This is a genomic window from Massilia putida (assembly GCF_001941825.1).
In the GTDB taxonomy this organism is placed as follows: Bacteria; Pseudomonadota; Gammaproteobacteria; order Burkholderiales; family Burkholderiaceae_D; genus Telluria; species Telluria putida.
On record NZ_CP019038.1, the window covers coordinates 6,590,661 to 6,613,222 of the forward strand.

At 68.3% G+C, this 22,562-nt stretch carries 16 protein-coding genes and 1 pseudogene; 10 read left to right on the forward strand and 7 right to left on the reverse strand.

The window, feature by feature from the left end; all coding sequences use genetic code 11:
* The first annotated feature begins 165 nt into the window (after nt 1-165).
* Together BVG12_RS31560 and BVG12_RS31565 are read left to right on the forward strand one after the other, a co-directional pair.
* Nucleotides 166-2,913 carry a glycosyl hydrolase 115 family protein gene (locus BVG12_RS31560; protein ID WP_075795864.1) on the forward strand — a complete coding sequence of 916 codons (2,748 nt, stop codon included), beginning with the start codon at nt 166-168 and terminating at the stop codon, nt 2,911-2,913.
* A 115-nt stretch (nt 2,914-3,028) separates the two neighbouring features.
* The gene (locus tag BVG12_RS31565) at nt 3,029-3,910 is read left to right on the forward strand and encodes an SDR family NAD(P)-dependent oxidoreductase (RefSeq protein WP_169926851.1); all 882 of its coding nucleotides are present in this window, start codon (nt 3,029-3,031) and stop codon (nt 3,908-3,910) included.
* Here BVG12_RS31565 and BVG12_RS31570 read toward each other — a convergent pair.
* The 3 genes from BVG12_RS31570 to BVG12_RS31580 all read right to left on the reverse strand — a co-directional run bounded on the left by BVG12_RS31570 (nt 3,899) and on the right by BVG12_RS31580 (nt 8,406).
* Entirely contained in the window at nt 3,899-6,373 is a 2,475-nt protein-coding gene (locus BVG12_RS31570) for a bifunctional diguanylate cyclase/phosphodiesterase (RefSeq protein ID WP_075795866.1), read from the reverse strand. The genes BVG12_RS31565 and BVG12_RS31570 overlap by 12 nt on opposite strands.
* A gap of 111 nt (nt 6,374-6,484) precedes the next feature.
* Complete coding sequence (locus BVG12_RS31575; protein ID WP_229503766.1) at nt 6,485-7,297, reverse strand: LytR/AlgR family response regulator transcription factor; 813 nt, start codon at nt 7,295-7,297, stop codon at nt 6,485-6,487.
* Entirely contained in the window at nt 7,294-8,406 is a 1,113-nt protein-coding gene (locus BVG12_RS31580) for a sensor histidine kinase (protein WP_075795867.1), read from the reverse strand. The genes BVG12_RS31575 and BVG12_RS31580 overlap by 4 nt, the downstream gene beginning before the upstream one ends.
* Nucleotides 8,407-8,551: 145 nt before the next feature.
* Between BVG12_RS31580 and BVG12_RS31585 the strand changes: the two genes are divergently transcribed.
* Entirely contained in the window at nt 8,552-9,508 is a 957-nt protein-coding gene (locus BVG12_RS31585) for a ribonuclease Z (protein WP_075795868.1), read from the forward strand.
* A 102-nt stretch (nt 9,509-9,610) separates the two neighbouring features.
* Here the strand turns inward: BVG12_RS31585 and ligK are convergent, their stop codons facing one another.
* From ligK to BVG12_RS31600, 3 genes are read right to left on the reverse strand one after another with little or no spacing between them, the layout of a single operon-like run.
* A complete protein-coding gene (ligK, locus tag BVG12_RS31590; protein WP_075796680.1) occupies nt 9,611-10,294 on the reverse strand; it encodes a 4-carboxy-4-hydroxy-2-oxoadipate aldolase/oxaloacetate decarboxylase in 684 nt (227 codons plus the stop codon).
* A 17-nt stretch (nt 10,295-10,311) separates the two neighbouring features.
* Nucleotides 10,312-11,337: an amidohydrolase family protein gene (locus BVG12_RS31595; protein ID WP_075796681.1), complete on the reverse strand. Its 1,026-nt coding sequence runs from the start codon at nt 11,335-11,337 to the stop codon at nt 10,312-10,314.
* A gap of 13 nt (nt 11,338-11,350) precedes the next feature.
* Nucleotides 11,351-12,457: a 4-oxalomesaconate tautomerase gene (locus BVG12_RS31600; protein ID WP_075795869.1), complete on the reverse strand. Its 1,107-nt coding sequence runs from the start codon at nt 12,455-12,457 to the stop codon at nt 11,351-11,353.
* Nucleotides 12,458-12,572: 115 nt separating this feature from the next.
* On the opposite strand from BVG12_RS31600, the gene BVG12_RS31605 reads away from it, so the two are divergent.
* From BVG12_RS31605 to BVG12_RS31630, 6 genes and pseudogenes are all read left to right on the forward strand, one after another.
* Nucleotides 12,573-13,772, forward strand: a complete 1,200-nt coding sequence (locus BVG12_RS31605) for a LysR family transcriptional regulator (RefSeq protein WP_075795870.1) — start codon at nt 12,573-12,575, stop codon at nt 13,770-13,772.
* Between the two features lie 312 nt (nt 13,773-14,084).
* A pseudogene (locus BVG12_RS31610) lies at nt 14,085-15,418 on the forward strand (MFS transporter).
* A gap of 38 nt (nt 15,419-15,456) precedes the next feature.
* Nucleotides 15,457-16,764 carry a gallate dioxygenase gene (locus tag BVG12_RS31615; RefSeq protein WP_075795872.1) on the forward strand — a complete coding sequence of 436 codons (1,308 nt, stop codon included), beginning with the start codon at nt 15,457-15,459 and terminating at the stop codon, nt 16,762-16,764.
* Between the two features lie 135 nt (nt 16,765-16,899).
* Nucleotides 16,900-17,985, forward strand: coding sequence for a porin (locus BVG12_RS31620; protein WP_075795873.1), 1,086 nt, complete (start codon nt 16,900-16,902; stop codon nt 17,983-17,985).
* A gap of 330 nt (nt 17,986-18,315) precedes the next feature.
* A complete protein-coding gene (locus BVG12_RS35730) occupies nt 18,316-20,661 on the forward strand; it encodes a family 43 glycosylhydrolase (RefSeq protein WP_075795874.1) in 2,346 nt (781 codons plus the stop codon).
* 11 nt (nt 20,662-20,672) lie between these two features.
* Nucleotides 20,673-21,230, forward strand: a complete 558-nt coding sequence (locus tag BVG12_RS31630; RefSeq protein ID WP_075795875.1) for a PEP-CTERM sorting domain-containing protein — start codon at nt 20,673-20,675, stop codon at nt 21,228-21,230.
* A gap of 93 nt (nt 21,231-21,323) precedes the next feature.
* Here the strand turns inward: BVG12_RS31630 and BVG12_RS31635 are convergent, their stop codons facing one another.
* Nucleotides 21,324-22,049: a siderophore-interacting protein gene (locus BVG12_RS31635; RefSeq protein ID WP_075795876.1), complete on the reverse strand. Its 726-nt coding sequence runs from the start codon at nt 22,047-22,049 to the stop codon at nt 21,324-21,326.
* 36 nt (nt 22,050-22,085) lie between these two features.
* Between BVG12_RS31635 and BVG12_RS31640 the strand changes: the two genes are divergently transcribed.
* The gene (locus BVG12_RS31640) at nt 22,086-22,559 is read left to right on the forward strand and encodes a MarR family winged helix-turn-helix transcriptional regulator (protein WP_075795877.1); all 474 of its coding nucleotides are present in this window, start codon (nt 22,086-22,088) and stop codon (nt 22,557-22,559) included.
* Nucleotides 22,560-22,562 lie beyond the last annotated feature (3 nt).

A 22,562-nucleotide genomic window follows, 5' to 3' on the forward strand; every position in this document is an offset into this window, starting at 1 on the left:
CTTTTGTTATAACATTCTTAATGGTAGCGCAATCATCGGCAGTGTATGAGTAAAGTCCTAGAAGGTCCAGTGCTTATGATCAATTTCTTGATCATTTCCCCGGCGCCGCCCGGCGAGCGGCGGTGACGCACTACCATGGGCAGGTCAGCTTCGCCCTGGTCTGCCATGTACAAACCCCTTCCTCTCATGCTTGCGCTCGTCGCCGGTCTCGCCCACGCCCGGGCGTTCGAGCTGGAGGCGCCCGGCCAGCCGCCCGTCATCGTGCACGACGAGCAGGCCACGATGCGGCTGGCCGCCGACATGCTGGGGCGCGACGTCGAACGCGTGAGCGGCCTCGTGCCCGCGCGCACGACGCGCCTGGCAGATTGTCCACGGCGGTGCATCGTCGTGGGCACGGCGGATTCGCCGCTCGTGCGCGACGCGGCACGGGCGCTGGGTGTGGACCTGGCGCCGCTGGCCGGGCAGTCGGAGCGTTACCTGCGAGTGGCGGGTGCGGACCCGCGCGGACGCGCGCTGCTGCTCGTCGCCGGCGCCGACCGGCGGGGGGCCGTGTACGGCGTCGTCGACGTGGCGCGCGAGCTGGGCGTGTCGGCGTGGGAATGGTGGGCCGACGTCGCGCCGGCGCACGTGGACCGTCCCGTGGTCGACGGCGCGCTGCGCGTGTCGCCCGCGCCGTCGGTGGCGTACCGCGGGATCTTCATCAACGACGAGGACTGGGGCCTGCAGCCGTGGGCCGCGAAGACGTTCGACCCGGCCGGCGACATCGGCCCGACGACGTACGCCCGCGTGTTCGAGCTGCTGTGGCGCCTGAAGGCCAATCTGATCTGGCCCGCGATGCACGAATCGACCAAGCCGTTTTACGCGATCCCCGACAATGCGCAGGTGGCGGACGATTACGCGATCGTCGTCGGCACGTCGCATGCGGAGCCGATGATGCGCAACAACGTCGGCGAGTGGAAGAAGGACTTCGGCCCCTTCAACTGGTTCACGAACCGCGACCGCCTGCTCGATTACTGGCGCGGCCGCATCGAGGCCGTGAAGGGCACGGAGACCGTGACGTCGCTGGGCCTGCGCGGCGTGCACGATTCGGCGATGGAAGGGGCGGCGAGCCTTGAACAGGCGCGCGACACGCTGCAGGACGTGTTCCGCGCCCAGCGCGCCATGCTGAGCCGCGCGCGGAACAAGCCGGCCGAGCGCATTCCGCAAATCTTCACGATGTACAAGGAAGTGCTGGACTACTGGAACCTCGGCCTCGCCGTGCCGGCCGACGTGACGCTCGTGTGGCCGGACGATAACTACGGCTATCTCGCGCAGCTGGGAACGGACAAGGAACGCCGCCGGCCGGGCGGGGCGGGCATCTATTACCATGTGTCGTACTGGGGCCGGCCGCACGACTACTTGTGGCTCGGCACGACCCATCCTTCGCTCATCCGCGACCAGCTGGAACGCGCCTGGACGATGGACGCGCGCCGGCTGTGGGTGCTGAACGTGGGCGACATCAAGCCCGCCGAATACCTCGTCCAGTACTTCCTCGACGCCGCGTTCGACGCCGGCGTCCTGCGGCAGGACCCCGCGCGCCACCTGGAGGCCTGGGCCGCCGCACAATTCGGACAGGAGCACGGCCGCGAGGCCGCCGCGATCCTGCGCGAGTACTACCGGCTCGCGTGGGAGCGCCGTCCCGAATTCATGGGCTGGAGCCAGACGGAGCCCACGCGGCCGGTGCGTACGACAGCGTATGTGCGCACCGGCGGCGACGAGGCGGAGCGCCGCCTGGCGGACTACCGCGCGCTCGTCGCCCGTGCCGAAGCGCTGGCCGCGCGCATGCCGGCGCCGCTGCGCGACGCCTGGTTCGAACTGGTGCTGTATCCCGTGCGCTCGGCCGCCAACCTGAACACGCGGATTTTGAAACTGGACCTGGCGGCGGAATACGCGCGCCAGCAGCGGCCGTCGAGCAATCTGTACGTGAGCCAGGCCCGCGCGGCGCAGGCGGCGCTCGTCGCCGACGCGGCCGCGTACAACGCCCTCCACGGCGGCAAGTGGGCGGGCATCATGGATGTCAACCCGCGCCGCCTGCCCGTGTTCGCGGAACCCGAGTACCCGGCGTGGAGCGCATCGGCCCGGCGCGGCTGCGGCATCGTCTACCCGGCGCCGTTCTCCGTCGACGGCGACCGGCTCACGCTGACGACGGGACGGCCGTCGACGCGCACCGTGACCTTGGTGAGCTATGGCGGCCAGGACGTAAGCTGGTCCGTGCGCTTCGCCCGCGGCGTGCGCGCGGACGCGGACGAAGGCATGCTCGACGCCGCGAACGGCCACGAACGGCGCATCGCGCTGCGCTACGACGGCAGTGCGGCGCCGGCGCCGGCGCTGTCGCTGCAATGCGGCGACAAGCGGCTCGACGTGCATCTCAAGACGGAAGGAAAGGCCAGCGCCGGCGTGCCCGGCGAGCGCGAACGGGCCGTCGTGCTGCGCGCCGGCACGGCCGACTCCGCGCGCGGCTGGACCTTGCTGCCGGGCCTCGGCACGTCGGGCATGGCCATGCGCGCGCGCCTGGACCAGGTGCCGGACGCACCGCTGACCTACCGCTTCGCGACGACGAGCGACGGCGACGCGCTGCTGCGCCTCGTGGCCGTTCCCGAGCACCCGCTCACGGCCGGCGACGGCGTGCGTTTCGCGGTCAGCCTCGATGGTGGCGTGCCCGCCGTGATCGACACGGCGACGGCCGGGCGCAGCGAACGATGGAAAGAGGACGTGCTGTCCAATATGGCGGTGCGCACGTGGCGCGCGGGGCGGCTCGAGCCGGGCATGCATACGTTGACGGTGCGCGCGCTCGACCCGGGCGTGGTGCTCGACCGCATCGACGTCCTGCTGGACGGTGCGCCGGACTATTACGGCATGCCGCCCCTCGATTGAATGATGTTTGGAATATTAGGCAAGACTTTCGGAAAATCGACTATGGAACCCTACCCGGACAGCATCTAGAATCCTTGTTTGCAGTATCACGGGCCCTACGAAGCGAGGAGGAATGATGTCCGATACGAAGCAACCCGTCTGGTTCATCGCCGATGCCACGACCGGCCTGGCGGCCGCGCTGGCCGAGGCCGTGCTGGCGTCCGGCCAGCATGCCGTGCTCGCGGCGCGGCTGCCTTCGCGGCTGCAGGCCCTCGTCGACCGCCACCCGGGACGCGCGCTCGCGCTGGCGCTGGACGTGACGGACACCGCCGCCATCGATATGGCCGTCGCTTGCGCCGAGCGGCAGTGGGGCCGCATCGACGTGCTGGCCATGAGCGCAGCGCAGCGCTATGCGGGCGCGATCGAGGAGGGCGAGAACGGGGCCATGCGCGCGCTGTTCGACGAGAACGTGTTCGGCCCGATCAACCTGGCGCGCCGCGTCCTGCCCGGCATGCGCGCGCGCCGCGCCGGCCACATCGTGATGCTGACCTGCGCCTCGGTGCAGGCGCCCGCGTTCGAGGGCTTCGGCCATGCCGCGCGCTCCGCGCTGGAAGCGCTCGCGGAAGCCTTGTTCTATGAGGTGGAACCGCTCGGCATCGGCGTCACGCTCGTCGATCCGGGCAGCGGCGACGGCGACATGGCCGCGCCGCGCGCCAGCGGCATTGCCGATTACGACGGCCTGGCCGGCCGCGCGGTGCGCGCGAGCGGCGCGGCCCAGGTGGACACGGCGCGCGCCGCCCAGGCCATCATGCAGGCCGTTGCCGCCGGCCGGGGTCCGCTGCGCCTCGTGCTGGGACGGGCGGCGCTGCAGCGCGCCTACGACCGGCTGCGCGTGCTGAAGGTAGGGTTCGATGCCTGGGCTCATCTCGCCGCGTCGGCCGACGTGCCGGCACCGGGCCGTCCGGTCCAGCCACCGCCGGGCGGCCGGCCTCGGCGCGGGGTGCGCTCACGCGTTTGACGCCCGCCGCAGCAGGGCCGGCACCACGCCGGCCTCCATCGGCCGCGCGAACAGATAACCCTGGAACTCGTCGCAGCCGAGCGACCGCAGCATCTCCAACTGCGATTCGGTCTCCACGCCTTCGGCCACGATGCGCATCTGCAGGCCGTGTCCCAGCGCGACGACGGACCGGACGATGGCCGCGCTGTCGGCATCGCGCCCGAGGTCGCGCACGAATGCCCGGTCGATCTTCAGGCGCTGCACGGGAAAGCGTTTCAAGTAGGCGAGGCTCGAATAGCCGGTGCCGAAATCGTCGATCGACAGTTCCACGCCCAGGTCGCGGATGCCGCCCAGCAGGCGTTCGACGACGTCCACGCGGCTCATCGCGATGCTTTCCGTGATCTCCAGTTCCAGTGCGTCCGGCGTGAGGTCGGCGTCGGCCAGCGCGCCGGCGATCACCTGGAGCAGGTCCTTCTGGTAGAACTGGCGGATCGACAGGTTGACGGCGATGCGCGTCGCGATGCCGTGCTCGCGCGCCCAGCGGCTCGCCTGCGCGCACGCCGTGCGCAAGACCCACGTCCCGATCGGCACGATGAGCCCCGTCTGCTCCGCGATCGGGATGAAGCGCGCGGGCGACACGGCACCCAGCACCGGGCTGTTCCAGCGCAGCAGGACCTCGAACCCCGTCACCCGTCCCGTCGCGATGTCGACCTTCGGCTGGTAGTGGGGCACCAGCTCGTTGCGCTCCAGCGCGTGGCGCAACTGCTCCTCGATGGTGAGGCGCTCGTTCAGCTGGATATGTGTGGACTCCGAATGGAAGTGCACCGGTTCGCCCGCTTCGCTGCGCGCACGGTGCTTGGCGATGTCGGCCAGGCGCATCAACTCGTTGGCGGAGCCGGCGTCCTGCGGATACAGGGCGATGCCGATCACGGGCGCCAGGTGGAATTCGCGCCCGCCCACGCGGACGGGCTCCGACAGCAGCGCGTACAGCTCGAGCGCGACGGCATCCGCCGGGCGGTGCGCCGGTCCGGCGGGCAGCACCAGCCCGAACTCGTTGGCCTTGACGCGCGCGATGCACAGCGGCGCCGGCGCCAGCGCGGCCAGGCGCGCGGCCACTTCGCGCACGGCGTCGTCGCCCGCTTCGTGGCCCAGCAGGTCGGCCACTTCCTGCTGGCGTTCGAGGGCGATCAACAGCAGCACGACCTGTCCGCCGCACACGGCCGCGTCGGTGAGGGCGTCCGCCAGCACGCGGCGCAGGCGGTTCAGGTTCGGCAGCCCGGTCAGCGGATCGTGGTCGGCCAGGTATGCCAGGCGCAGCTCGACCTGCTTGCGCTCCGTGATGTCGGTGAAACTGTTGACGATCTGGGCGGCGTCGCCTTCGCTCGTCAGGCGCGCCGCGAGCTGGATGACCGTGCGGGTGGCGCCGGTGCCGTCGCGGATTTCCGCTTCGAGCGCACGCACGCCGTCGGCCGTGCTCCGCGCGTACAGGTCCGCGCGCGCGTCCGCGCCGGCGGGGTCGAGCACGTCCGCCTCGAACCGTCCCGTCACCGCGTCTTCCCCGCGGCCCGTGAATTGCAGGAAGGCGCGGTTGAACAGCACGATGCGGCGCGCCTCGTCGAGCACCCACAGCGGCGTCGCGAGCGAATCGAGGATCGCCTTCAGGTAGCGGAACCTGCGCGCGAGGCGCACCGTCTCGCGGCTCGTGCGCCAGGCCAGCAGCGCGATCGTCGCCGACAGCAGCGCCCAGGCGACGATGGCGACCCAGAGCCAGCCGCGCCACACGGCCAGCGTGTCGGACAGGTCGCGCCCCGTGACGATCACGAGCGGATAGCCGGCGACGGCGCTGTAGCCGTACAGGCGGCGCACGCCGTCGATCGGGCTCGTCGCCTCGAACGCGCCGACGGGGGCGCGCGGCAGATGGGTCTGGAACAGCGGCGTGTGGATGAAGGAATGGCCGATCACGTTCGGCAGCGTCGGGCTGCGCACGAGCATCGTACCGTTGCGCTGGTGGAGCGTGACGGACCCGCCGCGGCCCAGGTCGGCCGAGTCGAAGATGCGCTGGAAGTAGGCGGCGTCCGTCTCGATGACGGCGCTGCTGCCGTCGGGCAGGGAGCGGGTCAGGGTGATCGTGGCCGGGTCGCCGGCGCGGGCGGGCAGATTGATGCCGATGCGCGGCGCGCCGTCCGGCGCGGGCGGGAGCGACGCATCGGGACCGAGCCGGCGGACGCGCGCCGGAATGTCTTCGATGGCGCCGCCGGGCATCGCGGCGATCGTGCCGTTCTCCGGCGCACGCTCGGTGGCGCGCGCCAGCGCCAGGTCCAGCGCGAGCGTGGCGTAGTGGGTCTGGGCGGCGAAGGCTTCCGCCAGGTTGCGCAGGTTCGTCTGCTCGCGGGCGATGGTGCCGTGATAGCTCCATGCCAACAGGCCGGCCAGCGTGAGCGTGATCGCGACGATGAGCATGGCGGCGCCGGCGAGCGGGCGCATGTCGCGGTGGCTACCTGGTGGCGAAGATGATGGGGCGGGCACGGTTGTCAATACGTTGATCACGAGCCCGAGTATAAACCCGCCGGCGCCCGCGTGGGGCGTCGGACGGGGTCACATCTGCCGGAAGAGGTGTGCGAACAACGGACTGACCCGCAGCGTGTCCGTGCGGTCGCGCAGGTGCAGCGTCAGCTTGCCGGCATCGTCGCGGCTGGCGCTCGTCACGTGCCGCATGTTGACGATGGCGCCGCGGCTGATCTGGCGGAACTGGTCCGGGTCGAGCTGGGGCAGCAGGTCCTTGAGGCTCAGGCGGATCAGCGCGTCGCCGTCGGGGCCCGCCACGTTCACGTATTTGTCGAGCGCCTGGAAGTACGCCACCTCCTGCACGGGGATCATGCGGATGACGCTGCCGACGGCCGCGCGGATCACGGTCAAGCGCTCGGCCGGCGCCGCCGCTTGCGGCAGCAGGGCGCGCATCTGCTCGATCAGTCGGGCCAGGCCGTCGTCGCCCGATTTCTCCGGCGCGGGGGCGATGCGCGCCCGGAGCCGCTCGACGGTGCGGGCCAGGCGGGCGTCGCTCACGGGCTTCATCACATAGTCGACGGCGGCCTGTTCGAACGCCTGCACGGCATAGTCGTCGTACGCGGTCACGAACACGATCTGCGGGAACGGACGCGCGCCGTCCCAGCGTTCGGCCAGTTCCTGCGCCGCTTCCAGGCCGCTCTGGCCCGGCATCTTGATGTCGAGGAAGAGGATGTCGGGCCGCAGTTCGAGCGCCTGTTGCACGGCGGCGACGCCGTTCGGCGCGGTGCCGGCGATGTCGAGTTCGGGCCACAGGCGGCGCAGCGTGGCGGCGAGCGTGGCGGCGAGGATCGGTTCGTCCTCGGCGATGAGGGCGCAGGGGGGCATGGATGCGGATGGGTTCATGCGGTCTCCAGGGGAAGCGTGAGCCGGGCCAGCACGCCGTGCGGCTGGGCGGGAATCAGGGTCAATGCGGCGCGCGCGCCATACAGCACGTGCAGACGTTCGCGGGTGGTGGTCACGCCCACGCCCGTGCCTTTTGCGGTCGCCTGCGTGTCGGACAGGCCGAGGCCCGTGTCGCTGACGCAGATGTCGAGCAGGCCGGCGCGCGCGCTCGCCTCCACGGTCACGGTGCCGCCTTCGATCTTGGGTTCCAGGCCGTGGATGATGGCGTTTTCCACCAGCGGCTGCAGCAGCATGGCCGGCAGCCGCGCGCCGCGCAGCTCGAGAGGCAGGATGCAGCGATACGACAGCCGCGATCCCATGCGCACGGCCATCAGCCCGAGATAGGCATCGGCCGCCTCGAATTCCTGGGCCAGCGTCGTCGTTTCAGAGCGGGTGGCGGACAACGTGGCGCGCAGGTATTGGATCAGGTGATCGAGCATCCGGCTGGCCTGTTGCGGGTCGATGGCGATCAGGCCCTGCAGGTTGGCGAGCGTGTTGAACAGCATGTGCGGCTCGATCTGCGCCTGCAGCAGCCGCAGCTGCGCTTGCAGGGCCTGGCGCTCGATGGTCTCGGCGCGCGTCTTGGCCTCGGTGCGTTCCAGCTTGATGCGCTCGACCCGTTCGCGGTTCAGGATCAGGAGCGCCATCGCGCAGGTGGCCAGCAGCGTGAGGCCGATCATGCCTTTCTGGCCGTGGTCGTTGGGGTAGTCGGACAGGTCGGGCAGGGGCCGGCCCAGCAGCAGGCTGCCGAGCGAGATGCCGCAATAGTGCGCGACGGGCGCCATCGCGACGAGCACCACGAGGCACGGCACCAGCCAGCGGCGCCGCCGCACCGGATCGTCGAGGAGGGTGAAGCGCAGGCCGTCGAGCACGAGCAGCGCCACCAGGCCGACGCAGATCGAGTACACCATCTGGTCGTACAGTTCCCACGTCCTGCCGTTGACGAGCGTGATCAGCACGGCGGCCCAGGCGCAGACGATGACGGTCAGGCCGACGTCGTCGGCCAGGCGGCGCCAGAGGGGCCGGCACGTGTCTTGCGCACAGGGGAAGAAGCGGGTGAGGGTCGTCATGGTTTGCCTGTCTGCTAACGTGTTACGGTTGCCGGCATTGTGCCGCCGCGGTGGGACGGCGGCAACCTGTCTGCGACGAAACCGCGTCGGGGCCGACCGAAACGGGGCATAATCGGACCGAATCCACCTTCCAGCCCGTCACGACATGGAATTCCAGTTCCTCGGCACCTCGTCCGGCACCCCCAGCAAGACGCGCAACGTGAGCGGCCTGGCGCTGCGCGGCCCGGGCGGCGGCTGGTCGCTCGTCGACTGCGGCGAGGGCACGCAGCACCGCATCCTGCACACGACCCTGTCGCTGCACGATTTGCGCGCCATCTTCATCACGCACCTGCACGGCGATCACTGCTACGGGCTCCCGGGCCTGCTGGCCAGCGCCGGCATGCTGAACCGCACGGCCCCGCTGACCCTCGTCGGTCCGCCGTCTTTATCGACGTTCATCGAAGGCGTGATGGCGACGACCGAACTGGGGCTGCCGTATCCGCTGGACTTCATCCCCATCGGCGACCTGGCCGGGCGCGCCGTCCTGCCCGACCTGGCCGTCGACGCGATCGCGCTGTCGCACCGGATGCCGTCGTGGGCCTACCGCTTCACCGAGCGCACCGCCCTACGCAAGCTGGATACCGCCCGCCTGCGCGCGGCGGGCATCGCGCCCGGTCCCGTGTGGGGCACGCTGCAGGGCGGTGTCGATGCCGTGCTGGACGACGGCCGCGTGCTGCAGGCGCACGAGTGGCTGCTGGCGCCGCGCAAGGCGCGCACGATCATCGTCGGCGGCGACAACGACGAGCCTAGCCTGCTGCTGGACGCGGCGCGCACGGCCGAGGTGCTGGTGCACGAGGCGACGTACACGGAAGAGGTGCTGCTCAAGGTGGGGCCGGCGCCGATGCATAGTTCGGCGCTGCGGGTGGCGCGGATGGCGGCGGCTGCCGGGTTGCCGAACCTCGTGCTCACTCACTTCAGTCCGCGCTACCAGGAAGGGGAGGGGCCGTTGTCGATGGCGGCGGTGGAGGCGGAGGCGCGCGGGGTCTACGGCGGAAATCTGTTTTTGGCGCGGGATTTCGACCGCTACGTGCTCGATCGGGAAGGGCGGTTGAGGCAAATGTAGGGGAGCATGCAAGGCCGGGGCCTCAGATGAGACGTGCCCGCGCGTGACGTTTGCGTAACGCCGCCTGTCGCGCGGGCACGGCGTGTCCGCCCCGCGATCTGGTTAATCGACGTATTTGAGACCCGCCTTCGCCAGCGGCTCGCGCATGCTGTACATGTCGAGCCCCAGCACCCCGGACGCCAATTTCGCGCGCTTCTCGCCCTCGAGCGCCTCGCGTTTCTCGGCCACGTCGGCCACACGCGCGGCATCGACCGCCGGCACGACGACGACGCCGTCGTCATCCGCCACGATCACATCGCCCGGATTGACGAGCGTGCCCGCGCAGATCACGGGGATGTTGACGGAGCCGAGCGTCGCCTTGATGCAGCCCTTGGCGCTGATCGCGCGGCTCCACACGGGGAAGCCCATCTCCTTGAGCACGCGGACGTCGCGCACGCCGGCGTCGATGACGAGGGCTTGCGCGCCGCGCGCCATGAAGCTCGTCGCCAGCAGGTCGCCGAAATAGCCGTCCGTGCATTCGGCCGTGACGGCCGCCACGACGACGTCGCCCGGCTGGATCTGCTCGGCCGCCACGTGCAGCATCCAGTTGTCGCCCGGGTGCAACAGCACGGTCACCGCCGTGCCGGACACCTGCTGGTCCGGCCAGATCGGCCGCATATAAGGCTTCAGCAGGCCCGTGCGGCCCATCGCTTCGTGCACGGTGGCGCTACCGAGTTTGCCGAGGCGCCCGGCGGCGGCGCGGTCGGCGCGCTCGATGTTGCGCTTGACGATGCCGAGTTGATTCATCAGCGGTGTGGTCATCTTTACAATCCTTTCTGTTTCAGGGCCGCGTCCAGGCGCGGGAACACGGCGCGGGCATTGCCTTCGAAGATGCGGAACCGGTCCTCGTCGGTGAGCGCGGCCGCCTGGATGTAGCGCTTCGTGTCGTCGTAGTAGTGGCCCGTTTCCGGATCGATGCCGCGCACGGCGCCGATCATCTCGGACGCGAACAGCACGTTTTTCGTCGGGATCACTTTTGTCAGCAGGTCGATGCCCGGCTGGTGGTACACGCAGGTATCGAAGAAGATGTTGTTCAGCAGGTGTTCTTCGAGCAGGGGCTTTTTCATTTCCTGCGCGAGGCCGCGGAACCGGCCCCAGTGATACGGCACCGCGCCGCCGCCGTGCGGGATCAGGAATTTCAAGGTCGGGAAATCCTTGAACAGATCGCTCGTCAGGCATTGCATGAACGCCGTGGTATCCGCATTCAGGTAGTGGGCGCCCGTCGTGTGGAAGCAGGCGTTGCAGCTCGTCGAGACATGGATCGTCGCGGGGATGTCGTACTCCACCATCTTTTCGTAGATCGGATACCAGTGGCGGCTCGGGAGCGGCGGCGACGTCCAGTGGCCGCCGGACGGGTCCGGATTCAGGTTGATGCCGACCATGCCGTATTCCTTCACGCAGCGCTCCAGCTCGGGGATGCACGTGGCCGGATCGACGCCGGGCGACTGCGGCAGCATGGCGGCGCCGATGAAGTGATCCGGGAACAGCTGCGACACGCGCCAGCACAATTCATTGCAGATGGCGGCCCACGTGGCGCTCGTCTCGAAATCGCCGATGTGGTGCGCCATGAAGCTGGCGCGCGGCGAAAAGATCGTCAGGTTCGATCCGCGTTCGCGCATCAGGCGCAGCTGGTTCGTCTCGATCGACTCGCGCAACTCGTCGTCGCTGATCTTGAGGTCCGCGACTTTCGGGCCGAGTCCGGGCGTATTCAGGTTCGCGACCTGCGCGTTGCGCCAGTCTTCCAGCGCTTTCGGCGCGGTCGTGTAGTGGCCGTGGCAGTCGATGACCAGGGGCTTGCGCATATTATTTTCCTTTCCAGATGTCTTGCGATACCAGTACTTCGCCGCGCATGATCGGGCGCGCGGTGCGCAGCAGGGCGGCACGGGCCACCCGCTGCGGATTGTCCTTGTCGAGTTCCAGCTCGACGCTGAATTCGCCGGTCGGATGCTCGACCGACACAGTCTTGACGAGCCCCGGAGGCACCGCCGCGATACCCTGCGTGACCGAGCCTTCCAGCACGCACGCCGTGGCGACGGTGACGGCGGCCAGCACGCCGATCGCCTCGTGGCACACGTGCGGGATGAAGCAGCGCGTGGTCACGCTGCCGCCCGCGCGCGGCGCGGCGACGAGGCACATCTTCGGGTAGCTTTTACTTGTCACGTCGCCCAGGCCCATCAGCGGGCCGGCGCCAAGGCGCAGGGCTTCCAGCCGCGCCTTCAGCGTGTCGTTCGCATTCAGGTCGGCCACGCTTTCGTAGCCGGTGACGCCCAGGTCCGCGGCGCGCACGAGCACCATCGGCATGCCGTTGTCGATCAGGGTCGCAGCGATGCCGTCGACGTCGTCCAGCACGCGGCCCGTCGGCAGCAGCGATGGGCAAACGGAACCGGCCGTGTCGAGAAAGTCGATCGTGATCGGCGCGGCGGTACCGGGCACGCCGTCGATGCGGGCGCCGCCCGTGTATTGGAGTTTCCCGCCCGGCGTCCGCACGGTGACGTCGCACTGCATGCCCGTGTTCAGCGTGAGCACGCGCGCCGTCGTGGTGCCGTCCGCGACCGGCAGCAGGCCCCGTTCCAGCGCGAACGGCAGCACGGCCGCGAGCATATTGCCGCAGTTGGGCGTGGTGTCGACCGTGTCCTGGTCCGGCTGCAGCTGGGCGAACAGGAAGTCGAGGTCCACGCCCGGCGTCGTGCTGGCGCGGACGATGCCGACCTTGCTCGTCAGCGGGTGCGCGCCGCCCAGGCCGTCGATCTGGCGTTTGTCGGGCGAACCCATGGCCGCCAGCAGCACCTTGTCGCGCAGTCGCGGGTCGTCCGGCAGTTCGCTGTCGAGGAAGAAGGGGCCGCGCGACGTCCCGCCGCGCATCAGCATGCAGGGCACCGGCGTCAGGTCCGAGTTGCGTTCTTGGGTCATGGATCTCTCTCCTGGTTGTGCCCACAGTATCGGCGGCGGGCCTGTGGCCTTGGTTGCTTTGTCGGTGGTGATCTGTTCTAATTTGCTTATTTGTTGTCATTGTCAACGGTTTTTCATGTCCCTCGTCAGCCTGCGCCACCTGCATGCCTTCACGGCCGTCGCCGCCGCCGGCGGCATCCGCCGCTCCTCGGAAACGCTGTATCGCGCGTCGTCCGCCGTCACCCGTTCCGTGTCGGCGCTGGAGCAGAGCCTGGACGCGCAACTGTTCGAAAGGAAGGGCAGAGGGATGCTGCTGACGGCCGCGGGCGAGGTCGTGCGCCTGCGCGCGGACCGCATCCAGGCCGAGCTGCGCGACGTGCGCGACGACGCCCAGCGCGTGCGCGGCGGCGTCAAGCCGGGCGGCATCGAGGCGCTGCTGAACGAGCGCCGGCTGGAAGCGGCCGCGCTGCTCGCCGAGGTCCACTACATGCCGGGCGTGGCGCGTACGATGGGGACGTCGCAGTCGGCCGTCAGCCAGGCCGTCGCGCGGCTGGAAGACGCGCTGGGCCAGCCGCTGTTCCTGCGCACGGCGCACGGAATGGTGCCGACGGATGCGGGACGGCGGTGGATCGAACGCTTCGAGCGGGTGCTGGCCGAGCTGCGCCACATCCCGGCGGATATCGCGGCGCTGAACGGCGTGGTGGAGGGCGTGGTGACGGTCGGCGCGCTGCCGCTCGCGCGCTCGCAGCTGCTGCCGCAGGCGATCGCGCAGGCGCTTGCAAAACATCCGCGCCTGCGCGTGCGCTCGCTGGAAAGTCCGTACGGTGAACTGATGGCGGGGCTGCTCAGCGGCCGGATCGATTTCGTCGTCGGGGCGCTGCGCACGTCGGCGGGCGACGCGTTTCACTCGCAGCCGCTGCTGGTCGACAAGGTGGCGCTGATCGCGCGCCGCGACCACCCGCTGGCGGCGCGGACGACCATCGCCATGGACGACCTGCATGCGTATCCCTGGGTCATGTCGCGCGCCGGCGCACCGCTGCGCGAACACTTCGACCAGTTCTTCGCGCGCCGGGATGCCACGCCGCCCGTGCCGGCCGTCGAGACGGGCGACCTCGCGCTGGTGCGCGGCCTGCTGCTGGCCAGCGACATGCTGACGGCGCTGTCGGCGCGGCAGCTGCACCACGAGATCCGCACCGGCCAGCTCGTCGAACTGCCGTTCGCGCTGGCGGGCATGGAACGCGACATCGGCGTGACGACCCGCAGCAAGGCCCACCTGTCGCCGGGCGCGCGCGCCCTGATCGAGGAAATCCAAGCGCTGGGCGCGGCCTGGGGCTGAATACGCCGATAAGCAGAATGCAACGCCGGGGTAGTCGAAAGCAATACATCGGAACAGGGCAAAACGTACACTGCATCGCCTAGGAACCGGATATTCCGGTCCCGGCCCATGCTATGCCGCCGCTCCCAGAAGACGGCAACGCAGCCCATCACCGAAGGGAACCTCGAAAAACCGTCGCGCGCGGCCGCAAGGTCGTCCGAGAAGCGCAGTTGTACGAAAAGTACGGCGAGCACCGCAGCGTGCGCGGTCCGGTCGACAGTGCAACGCGCGGCAGGTTTTTCGACGCTCCCGCTGTATTTGACAGGAGACTTAATGATTACGGCACACACGCTCGATGTGCGGCGCACATCAACGGCCGCACGATGTCCGGCTACCAGTGGCTCTTGCTTTTGCTTTGCTTCCTCATCATCACCACCGACGGCATCGACGTCGCCATCATGGGCTTCCTCGCCCCCGCGATCACCAGGGAGTGGGGCATTTCCAAGGCGGCGTTCGGCGTCGTGATGAGCGCCGCGCCGATCGGCCTCGCCATCGGTGCGTTGATGATCGGCCCGCTGTCCGACCGCTACGGCCGCAAGCGCCTGCTGATGGTGGCCGTCGCCTGGTTCGGCGTGTTCAGCGTGCTGGCCTCGCAGGCCGGCGACGTCGTTTCCCTGTCCGCGCTGCGCTTCCTGACCGGCCTTGGCCTGGGCGCCGCTATGCCCAACACGACGACGCTGCTGTCGGAATACGTGCCGGAAGCGCGCCGCGGCACGCTGCTGGCCATCATGTTCACGGGCTTCAATCTGGGGTCGGCGCTGGTCGGCTTCGGCGCGGCCGCGATCCTGCCGCACTATGGCTGGCGCATGGTGCTGATCGTGGGCGGGGCCATTCCGCTGGCCTGCCTGCCGTTCTACCTTTTCCTCGTACCGGAATCCGTGCGCTTCCTCGTGGTGAACAACTACGCGGCGCCGCGCATCGCGGCCACGTTGAAGCGCGTGGTCGGCGGCGACGTCGCGCTGGACGCCGTCTTCACGATCAGCGAGCAGAAGGTCGAAGGCAAGGCGAAAGTGGGCGCGCTGCTGGCACCCGCTTTCCGCGGCATCACGCTGTCGCTGTGGGCCACTTACTTCATGGGCCTGCTGGTCATCTACCTGCTGTCGGGCTGGCTGCCGACGCTGATCAAGGAAGCCGGCCTGCCGATCGAGCGCGCCGCCAACATCACGGCGATGTTCCAGCTCGGCGGCACGCTCGGCGCCCTGGTCGTCGGCTGGCTGATGGACCGCTGGACCCCGAACAAGGTCATCGCGTCGACCTATGTCGCCGGCGCCGCCCTCATCCTCGTGGTCGCATCGAGCGACGTGCAGTCCGCGGCGTTCGGTACCCTGGTACTGCTGGCGGGCTTCTGCATGAGCGGGGCGCAGACCGGCCTGAACGCGTTCGCGCCGCAATGCTATCCGACCGCGGTGCGCGCCACGGGCGTCAGCTGGATGCAAGGCATCGGCCGCTTCGGCAGCATCTTCGGCTCGGCCGCGGGCGGCGTGCTGCTGTCGCTGGGCTGGGGCTTTTCGGCGGTGATCGCGATCCTCGCCATCCCGGCCGCGCTCGCGGCGCTGTCCATCGTCTTCACCCGGTTCACGGCGCGTGCCGTGCCGGCAACCGCTTGAGGCAACACCCGTCATCCCGTATTCAATCAGGAACCATCATGGCCAAGATCATCGGCGCGATCGCGTCTTCCCATACCCCGACCATCGGCTTCGCCCTGGACGCCAACAAGCAGCACGACGCCGTCTGGGCGCCGATCTTCAAGGCCTTCGAGCCCGTGAAGCAGTGGCTCGACGAAAAGAAGCCCGACGTCCTGCTGATGATCTACAACGATCACGTGACGTCCTTCTTCTTCGACCATTATTCCGCGTTCGCGCTCGGCATCGGCGACACGTGGAAGGTGGCGGACGAAGGCGGCGGCGCGCGCGACCTGCCGCCGGTCGCCGGCCACGCGGGACTGGCCCGCCACCTCGGCGAATCGCTCGTGGCCGACGAGTTCGATATGTCCTTCTTCCAGGATAAGCCGCTCGACCATGGCTGCTTCTCGCCGCTCTCCATCATGTGGCCGCATGCGGCAGGCAGCTGGCCGGGCGCCATCGTTCCGCTGCAGTGCGGCGTGCTGCAGTTCCCCGTGCCATCGAGCCGGCGCTGCTTCAAGCTGGGCCAGGCGCTGCGCCGCGCCATCGAGAGCTATCCGGAAGACCTGAACGTCGTGATCGTCGCGACGGGCGGCCTGTCGCACCAGGTGCACGGCGAGCGCTGCGGCTTCAACAATACAAAGTGGGACCAGGAATTCCTCGACCTGTTCGAAAAGGATCCCGAGGTCCTGCTGAACATGACGCAGGCCGACTTCGCCCGCCTGGGCGGCTGGGAGAGCGCGGAAATCGTCATGTGGATGGTGATGCGCGGCGCGATGCCGGCAAAACTCGACTGCCTGCACCGCGAGTATTACCTGCCGTCGATGACGGGCATCGCCGTCGCGCTGTACGAAAGCGCCGTCGCCGTCGATCCGGCGCTGAACGCCCGTGCCAACGAGCTGCATCGCCGGCACATCGCGCACCAGACCAAGGGCGCGGAAGAACTGGAGGGCACGTATCCGTTCACCCTGCAGCGCAGCGTGGAACACTACCGCATCAACCGCTACCTGCACCAGCTGATCGACCCGGCGTTCCGCCAGCGCTTTGCGGCCAACCCGGAGGCCACCTACGAGGAGGCCGGCCTCACCCAGGAGGAACGCGACATGATCGCGCGGCGCGACTGGCGCTCGCTGATCCGGTACGGCGTGATCTTCTTCCTGCTGGAGAAGCTGGGCGCGGTCGTCGGCGTGTCGAACCTGCACATCTATGCCGCCATGCGCGGCCAGTCGCTGGAAGACTTCCAGAAGACCCGCAACACCAAGGCGCTGTACTCGGTGGCCGGCAAGGGCGCGGCGGATGCGGTCGACTGGAACAAGGACTGCAAGCCCTGACCTGACCCGCGCCCCCGCCCGGGCGCGCGCGACCCCGTAACGGCAACCGGCGGACGCCCCGTGCGTCCCGCCGCGACGGCGCTCGCCCCGACTCCGCCGCCGACAACATTCATCCACCAAAACCGAGGAGATACTATGAAGAAGATCATCGCCGCCGCAGCAGCCATCGTCGCATGCGGCGCCGCCCACGCGCAGGCCAACGTCACGATGTACGGCCTGCTCGATACCGCGGTCGACTACAACACCAACGCCGACGCGGCGGGCCACGGCCGCACGTGGATGCCGAGCCTGGGCGGCGGCATGTTCCCGTCGCGGATCGGTTTCCGCGGCACGGAAGACCTGGGCAACGGCCTGAAGGCGATCTTCACGCTGGAGACGGGCATCTACACGGACACCGGCACGACGGGCCAGGGCAACCGCCTGTTCGGCCGCCAGGCATGGGTGGGCGTCGCCGGCAGCTGGGGCCAGGTGACGCTGGGCCGCAACTACAACATGCTGTACAACTCGATGCCGGAAGTGGAGATCATCGGTCCGGCGCAGTACGGCCTCGGCTCGCTCGACGCGGGCATCCCGAACGGCCGCACCGACAATTCGGTCGCCTATAAAGGCACGTTCGGCGCGGTGACGGTGGGCGCCACGTACAGTCTGGGGCGCGACGTGTCGAACGCCGGCGGTCCGGGCGGCACGAACTGCCCGGGCGAGGCGGCGGCCGATGCGCAGGCCTGCCGCGAGTGGTCCGCGATGCTGCGCTACGACACGCCGGCGTGGGGCGTCACGAGCGCCTACGACCGCAAGAACGGCGGCGCGGGCGCGGCGGCGGGCCTCGCGAAGAGCAACCTGACGGACAGGCGCATCCACCTGGCCGCGTACACGAAGTTCGACGGCTGGCGCCTTGCCGCCGGCACGGTCGTGCGCGACAACGAAGGCTCGACGGCCGCGCCGCGCAGCAATCTGTATTACGTCGACGGCGCCTACAAGCTGACGCCGGTCGTCACGATCGACGGCCTGGCCGGGCGCCTGGACTACAAGAACAGCGGCAACGACAGCACCTTGGCGATGCTGCGCGCGGTCTACGACCTGTCCAGGCGCACGTCGACGTATGTCGCCATCGGCCATGTGTCGAACGGCGGCACGGCGGCGGTTGCGCTGTCCGCCGGCGGGGCGGTCGGCGCGGGCATGGCGCAGAACGGCATCATCACCGGCATCAAGCATTCTTTTTAAAATATTTTTTGTAACATGCAAAAAAATCTGCGATATCTTTTTTTCCTTGTTAATCGGTTTCATTTTTAAAAAAGTTATCGCGGATTCCCTTATCGATATCCATATTTTTTATTTGGGAGTCGAAATCAAAGTTTTTGGAATCGCACCTATTTCCGTAATGAAATCTGTAAATTTTCCTGTCGAATCAGTGACTTAGGCGAGCTTTGCGCCCTGTTGCAAAGCCTTCGAAAATGCCGCATTCTCCGCACCAGATATGGACGAGAGAGCTGTCGGAACGCAGCTTCGCAGCATCTCCGTATCGCCCAAAACATATAAACGACGGAGACTACAGTGAAAAACCTGATATCCCTGGCGGGATTGGGGGCGGTATTCGCTTCCTGCTTCATCGCCGCCAATGCCGGTGCCCAGGCCGGCGCGACCTTGCCTACCTTCCAGAACGCATCCGTGCATGATCCTTCCGTGATCAAGGTCGGCGACACGTTCTATGTGTTCGGCTCGCACCTGGCGTCGGCCAAGTCGAAAGACCTCATGAAGTGGACGCAGCTGACCGACAGCGTCAGCGCCACCAATCCGCTGTTCCTGAACGGTTCGAAGAACGTCTATACGGAACTGGCGGAGACGTTCGCGTGGGCGAACGCCACGACCTTGTGGGCGCCCGACGTGCGCCAGCTCGCGGACGGCAAATACTATATGTACTACGACGCGTGCCAGGGCAACGCGCCCCGATCCGCGCTGGGCATCGCCGTGGCGAACAACCCGGAAGGCCCGTACGTCAACAAGGGCATCATCCTCAAGTCCGGCATGTGGGGGCAGGCGAGCTATGACGGCACCGTCTACGACGCGCTGAAGCATCCGAACACGGTCGACCCGAATGTCTTCTTCGACAACGCGGGCAAGCTGTGGATGATCTACGGTTCGTATTCGGGCGGCATCTTCATCATGCAGATGGACCCGTCCACCGGCCTGCCTTACCCGAACCAGGGCTACGGCAAGCGCCTCACGGGCGGCAACCACGCGCGCATCGAAGGGGCTTACGTGATGTACAGCCCGGCCACGTCGTACTACTACATGTTCACGTCGTTCGGCGGCCTCGATGCGAACGGCGGCTACAACATGCGGATCTCGCGCTCGACGAACCCGGACGGTCCGTACTACGACGCCCAGGGCAACAACATGGCGAACGTGAAGGCCGATCCGACGAAGCCGCTGTTCGACGACGCGTCGATCGCGCCGTACGGCGTCAAGCTGATGGGTAACTTCCTGTTCGAGCGCAAGCTGGGCGAGGCCGGCACCGGCATCGGCATGGGCTATGTCTCGCCGGGCCACAACTCGGCGTGGTACGACCCGGCGACCGGCAAGCACTTCCTGATCTTCCACACGCGCTTCCCGGAACGCGGCGAGCAGCACGAGGTGCGCGTGCACCAGATGTACATGAACGCGGACGGCTGGCCCGTCGTGGCGCCGTACCGCTACGCGAACGAGACGCAGCCGGCATTCCTGCGCCCCGAATTCGTCTTCGGCGACTACCTGTACGTCAACCACGGCAAGGACATCACGGCCACGATCAAGAAGTCGCAGCTGATCACGCTGAACGCCAACGGCAGCATCACCGGCGCCGTGACGGGCACGTGGCGCAGGACGGCCGGCAACCAGGTCGAGATCAACCTGCCAGGCGCTTCGACGTACAAGGGTGTGCTGCTAACCGAGTGGGATGAGACGTCGAAGTCGTACGTGACGACGTTCACCGCATCGTCGCGCGAAGGCATCGCCATCTTCGGCAGCCGCCTGATCCCGCGCACGGACATGCAGGTGGCGACCGCCATCTACAATGAGCTGAGCCTGGGCGCCACGACGGCCGTCACGGGCAACCTCGCCTTGCCGACGACGGCCGCGCGCAACGCCGTCATCAGCTGGACGTCGTCGAATCCGGCCGTCGTCAGCAACACTGGCGTCGTGACGACGCCGGCGAGCGGCTCGATCAACGTCACCCTGACGGCGAGGATCACGAAAGGCACGGCCACGCTGACGAAGGCCTTCACCGTCACCGTGCGCAAGCTGGGCGGCCTCGTGGCGTATTACGCGTTCGACGGCAACCTGCTCGATTCCAACGGCGCGTTCGCGCCCGGTTCCGTCATCGGCAACAAGATCGACGTGGCGGGCGGCAGCCTGTCGTATGAAGCCGGCGTGCGCGGCAACGCGGCCGTGTTCAACGGCGCGACGGGCATCCGCCTGCCGAACGGCCTGATCTCGTCGAACACGTACACGGTGTCGATGTGGCTGAAGCCGGCGCAATTGACGGCGTTCACGCCCACGTTCTTCGGCGCGCGCACGACGGATTCCTGGATCAGCTTCCTGCCGATGGGCCACGGCTTCGTCAACGGCGCGACGATGTTGTGGTCGGGCTCCGCCTGGTACGACGCGGGCCTGGGGATGAACATCCCGGTGAACCAGTGGTCGCACGTGGCGTTCAGCGTCAACAACGGCACCGTCAACGTGTACGTGAACGGCGTGAAGCGCTTCTCCGGCACGGGCTTCCCGAACGTGTTCACGACGACGACGGGCACCTTCGCCCTCGGCGTGAATTACTGGGATACGCCGTACAAGGGCTCGATGGACGAGCTGCGCATCTATAACGCGGCCCTGAGCGACGCCGAAGTCGCCGGCCTGGCTCACTGAAAGGAGGCACCATGAAAAAGACGATCCTCGGCCTGCTGGCGCTTTCCGCCTGCCTGCTTGCCAACGCAAGCGTCATCCATTTCGACGACCTGTCCGGCGACGAGACGCAGTTCATCGATGCCGGCTACGCGGGCTTCAACTGGGACAATATGGGGACCATCCGCGCCGACGCCTACCCGGGCACCGGCTTCGAGGCGGGCGCCGTGTCGCCCATGAACACGGCGTTCAACTGGTACGGCGGCACGGCGACGGTCTCGAAGGCCGACGGCAATGCGTTCGAATACACGGGCGCCTACTTCACGGCCGGACTGGTCGAGCAAGAGATCTCGTTCGAAGGCTGGCGCAACGGGCAGTTGCTGGCCTCGACCGCCGCCTACACGCTGGACACGACGGCGCCCCGCTGGATCCAGCTGGACTGGGCCGGCATCGACACGCTCGTCATCTACAACAGCGCGCCGACGGCGTGGACGATGGACGAGTTCACGGTGCCGGAGCCGGGGTCGCTGGCGTTGATGGGGACGTCGCTGGCCGGGTTGATCGTGGCGCGCAGGCGTAAGCGGGTCGCGTGATGCATGGTGGGCATTTGAGGCCCCGGCCTCAAATGCCCACCCTACGGCCACGATAGCGTAGGGTGGGCTCCCCGAGCCCACCAACCGCATAGGTCACTCCAGTTTCTCGTGGTGTTCCGCCACACCCCGCTTCCAGTACGCCGACACCCGCGTCGCCTCGCGCGGCACGCCTTTCCCGTTCAGCACCTGGCGCACCCGCGCCATCAACGACGCTTCGCCGCCACCCCACGCGAACCCGCGCCCTTCCGGCACCGTGAGCGCCTGTAACGCGTCGACCAGCGCATCCTGCGTATCGAACCAGCGCACGTCGGCGCCCGCGAACGCGCGCCGGTCCTCGGCCTGCGCATGCGCGAGTACGATCGCGCGGCTGCCGGCCGGCAGCTCTTCCAGCCGGCGCGCGATGGCGGGCAGGGCGGTCGCGTCCCCCGCCAGCAAGTGCCAGTCCAGTTCCATCGGCAGGATCATCGACCCGCGCGGCCCGGCGACGGCAGCCTGCTGCCCGACGACGGCGCGACGTGCCCAGTTTGAGGCCTTGCCGTCGCCGTGCAGCGCGAACTCGATCACGAGCTCGCGGGCTTCGCGGTTGAAGCGCCGTGGGGTATAGTCGCGCCTCACCTGTGCGCCGTCGTCGTCCGCCACGATGAACTTGACGTGGTCGTCGAACGACAGCGACGTGAAATCGGCCAGCGTCTCGCCCGTGAATGTGATGGCGACGAAGCCGGGGCCCAGCGGTTCGATGCGCGCGACGGTCAGGTCGCGCAGCTTGAGTTCATGGCGCACGCGGCGTACCAACGTGTCCTGGTGATCTGCTTGCGGCATCGTTGCTCCGAAAATTAGTTGATAATGTCCCTTATTATGCGAAACATAGTTGATAACGTCAACCAAAATCCCCCGTCGCCCGCGCTGGAGGTGCTGGAGCGCGTCCACGCGATCATGCATCTGTACCGGTCGGCGCAGCAGCGCGGCCTGCGCGCCGGGCCGCACGACCTGGCGCACATGGAGATCAAGGTGCTGGGCTTTTTCGCGCGCCGTCCGGGCGCGACGCAGAGCGACCTCGCCGCGCATTCGGGACGGGACAAGGCCCAGCTGGCGCGCCTCGTGCGCGGCCTGCGCGACCGCGGCCTGCTCGAGGCCACGGCGGACGAGACGGACAAGCGCAGCACACGGCTGACGTTATCCGGCGCGGGCAAGGAGATGTTCGCGGCACTGCACCGCCACGACGGCGCGCTGGCCGAGGCGGCGCTGGCGGGCATCGCGGAAGAAGACCGCGCGACCCTGCTCGACCTGCTGGAGCGGGTGCGCGCGAATCTGGAGTCGGGGCAGGGCTGACCT

What these genes read in the sequence shown, in the direction of transcription:
- BVG12_RS31565 (WP_169926851.1), top strand. Translation starts at nt 3,029, where the DNA reads ATGTCCGATACGAAGCAACCCGTCTGGTTCATCGCCGATGCCACGACC.
- BVG12_RS31570 (WP_075795866.1), bottom strand. Translation starts at nt 6,373, where the DNA reads ATGCGCCCGCTCGCCGGCGCCGCCATGCTCATCGTCGCGATCACGCTC.
- BVG12_RS31630 (WP_075795875.1), top strand. Translation starts at nt 20,673, where the DNA reads ATGAAAAAGACGATCCTCGGCCTGCTGGCGCTTTCCGCCTGCCTGCTT.
- ligK (WP_075796680.1), bottom strand. Translation starts at nt 10,294, where the DNA reads ATGAATCAACTCGGCATCGTCAAGCGCAACATCGAGCGCGCCGACCGC.
- BVG12_RS31605 (WP_075795870.1), top strand. Translation starts at nt 12,573, where the DNA reads ATGTCCCTCGTCAGCCTGCGCCACCTGCATGCCTTCACGGCCGTCGCC.
- BVG12_RS31640 (WP_075795877.1), top strand. Translation starts at nt 22,086, where the DNA reads ATGCGAAACATAGTTGATAACGTCAACCAAAATCCCCCGTCGCCCGCG.
- BVG12_RS31580 (WP_075795867.1), bottom strand. Translation starts at nt 8,406, where the DNA reads ATGACGACCCTCACCCGCTTCTTCCCCTGTGCGCAAGACACGTGCCGG.
- BVG12_RS31575 (WP_229503766.1), bottom strand. Translation starts at nt 7,297, where the DNA reads ATGAACCCATCCGCATCCATGCCCCCCTGCGCCCTCATCGCCGAGGAC.
- BVG12_RS31635 (WP_075795876.1), bottom strand. Translation starts at nt 22,049, where the DNA reads ATGCCGCAAGCAGATCACCAGGACACGTTGGTACGCCGCGTGCGCCAT.
- BVG12_RS31600 (WP_075795869.1), bottom strand. Translation starts at nt 12,457, where the DNA reads ATGACCCAAGAACGCAACTCGGACCTGACGCCGGTGCCCTGCATGCTG.
- BVG12_RS31560 (WP_075795864.1), top strand. Translation starts at nt 166, where the DNA reads ATGTACAAACCCCTTCCTCTCATGCTTGCGCTCGTCGCCGGTCTCGCC.
- BVG12_RS31620 (WP_075795873.1), top strand. Translation starts at nt 16,900, where the DNA reads ATGAAGAAGATCATCGCCGCCGCAGCAGCCATCGTCGCATGCGGCGCC.
- BVG12_RS31585 (WP_075795868.1), top strand. Translation starts at nt 8,552, where the DNA reads ATGGAATTCCAGTTCCTCGGCACCTCGTCCGGCACCCCCAGCAAGACG.
- BVG12_RS31615 (WP_075795872.1), top strand. Translation starts at nt 15,457, where the DNA reads ATGGCCAAGATCATCGGCGCGATCGCGTCTTCCCATACCCCGACCATC.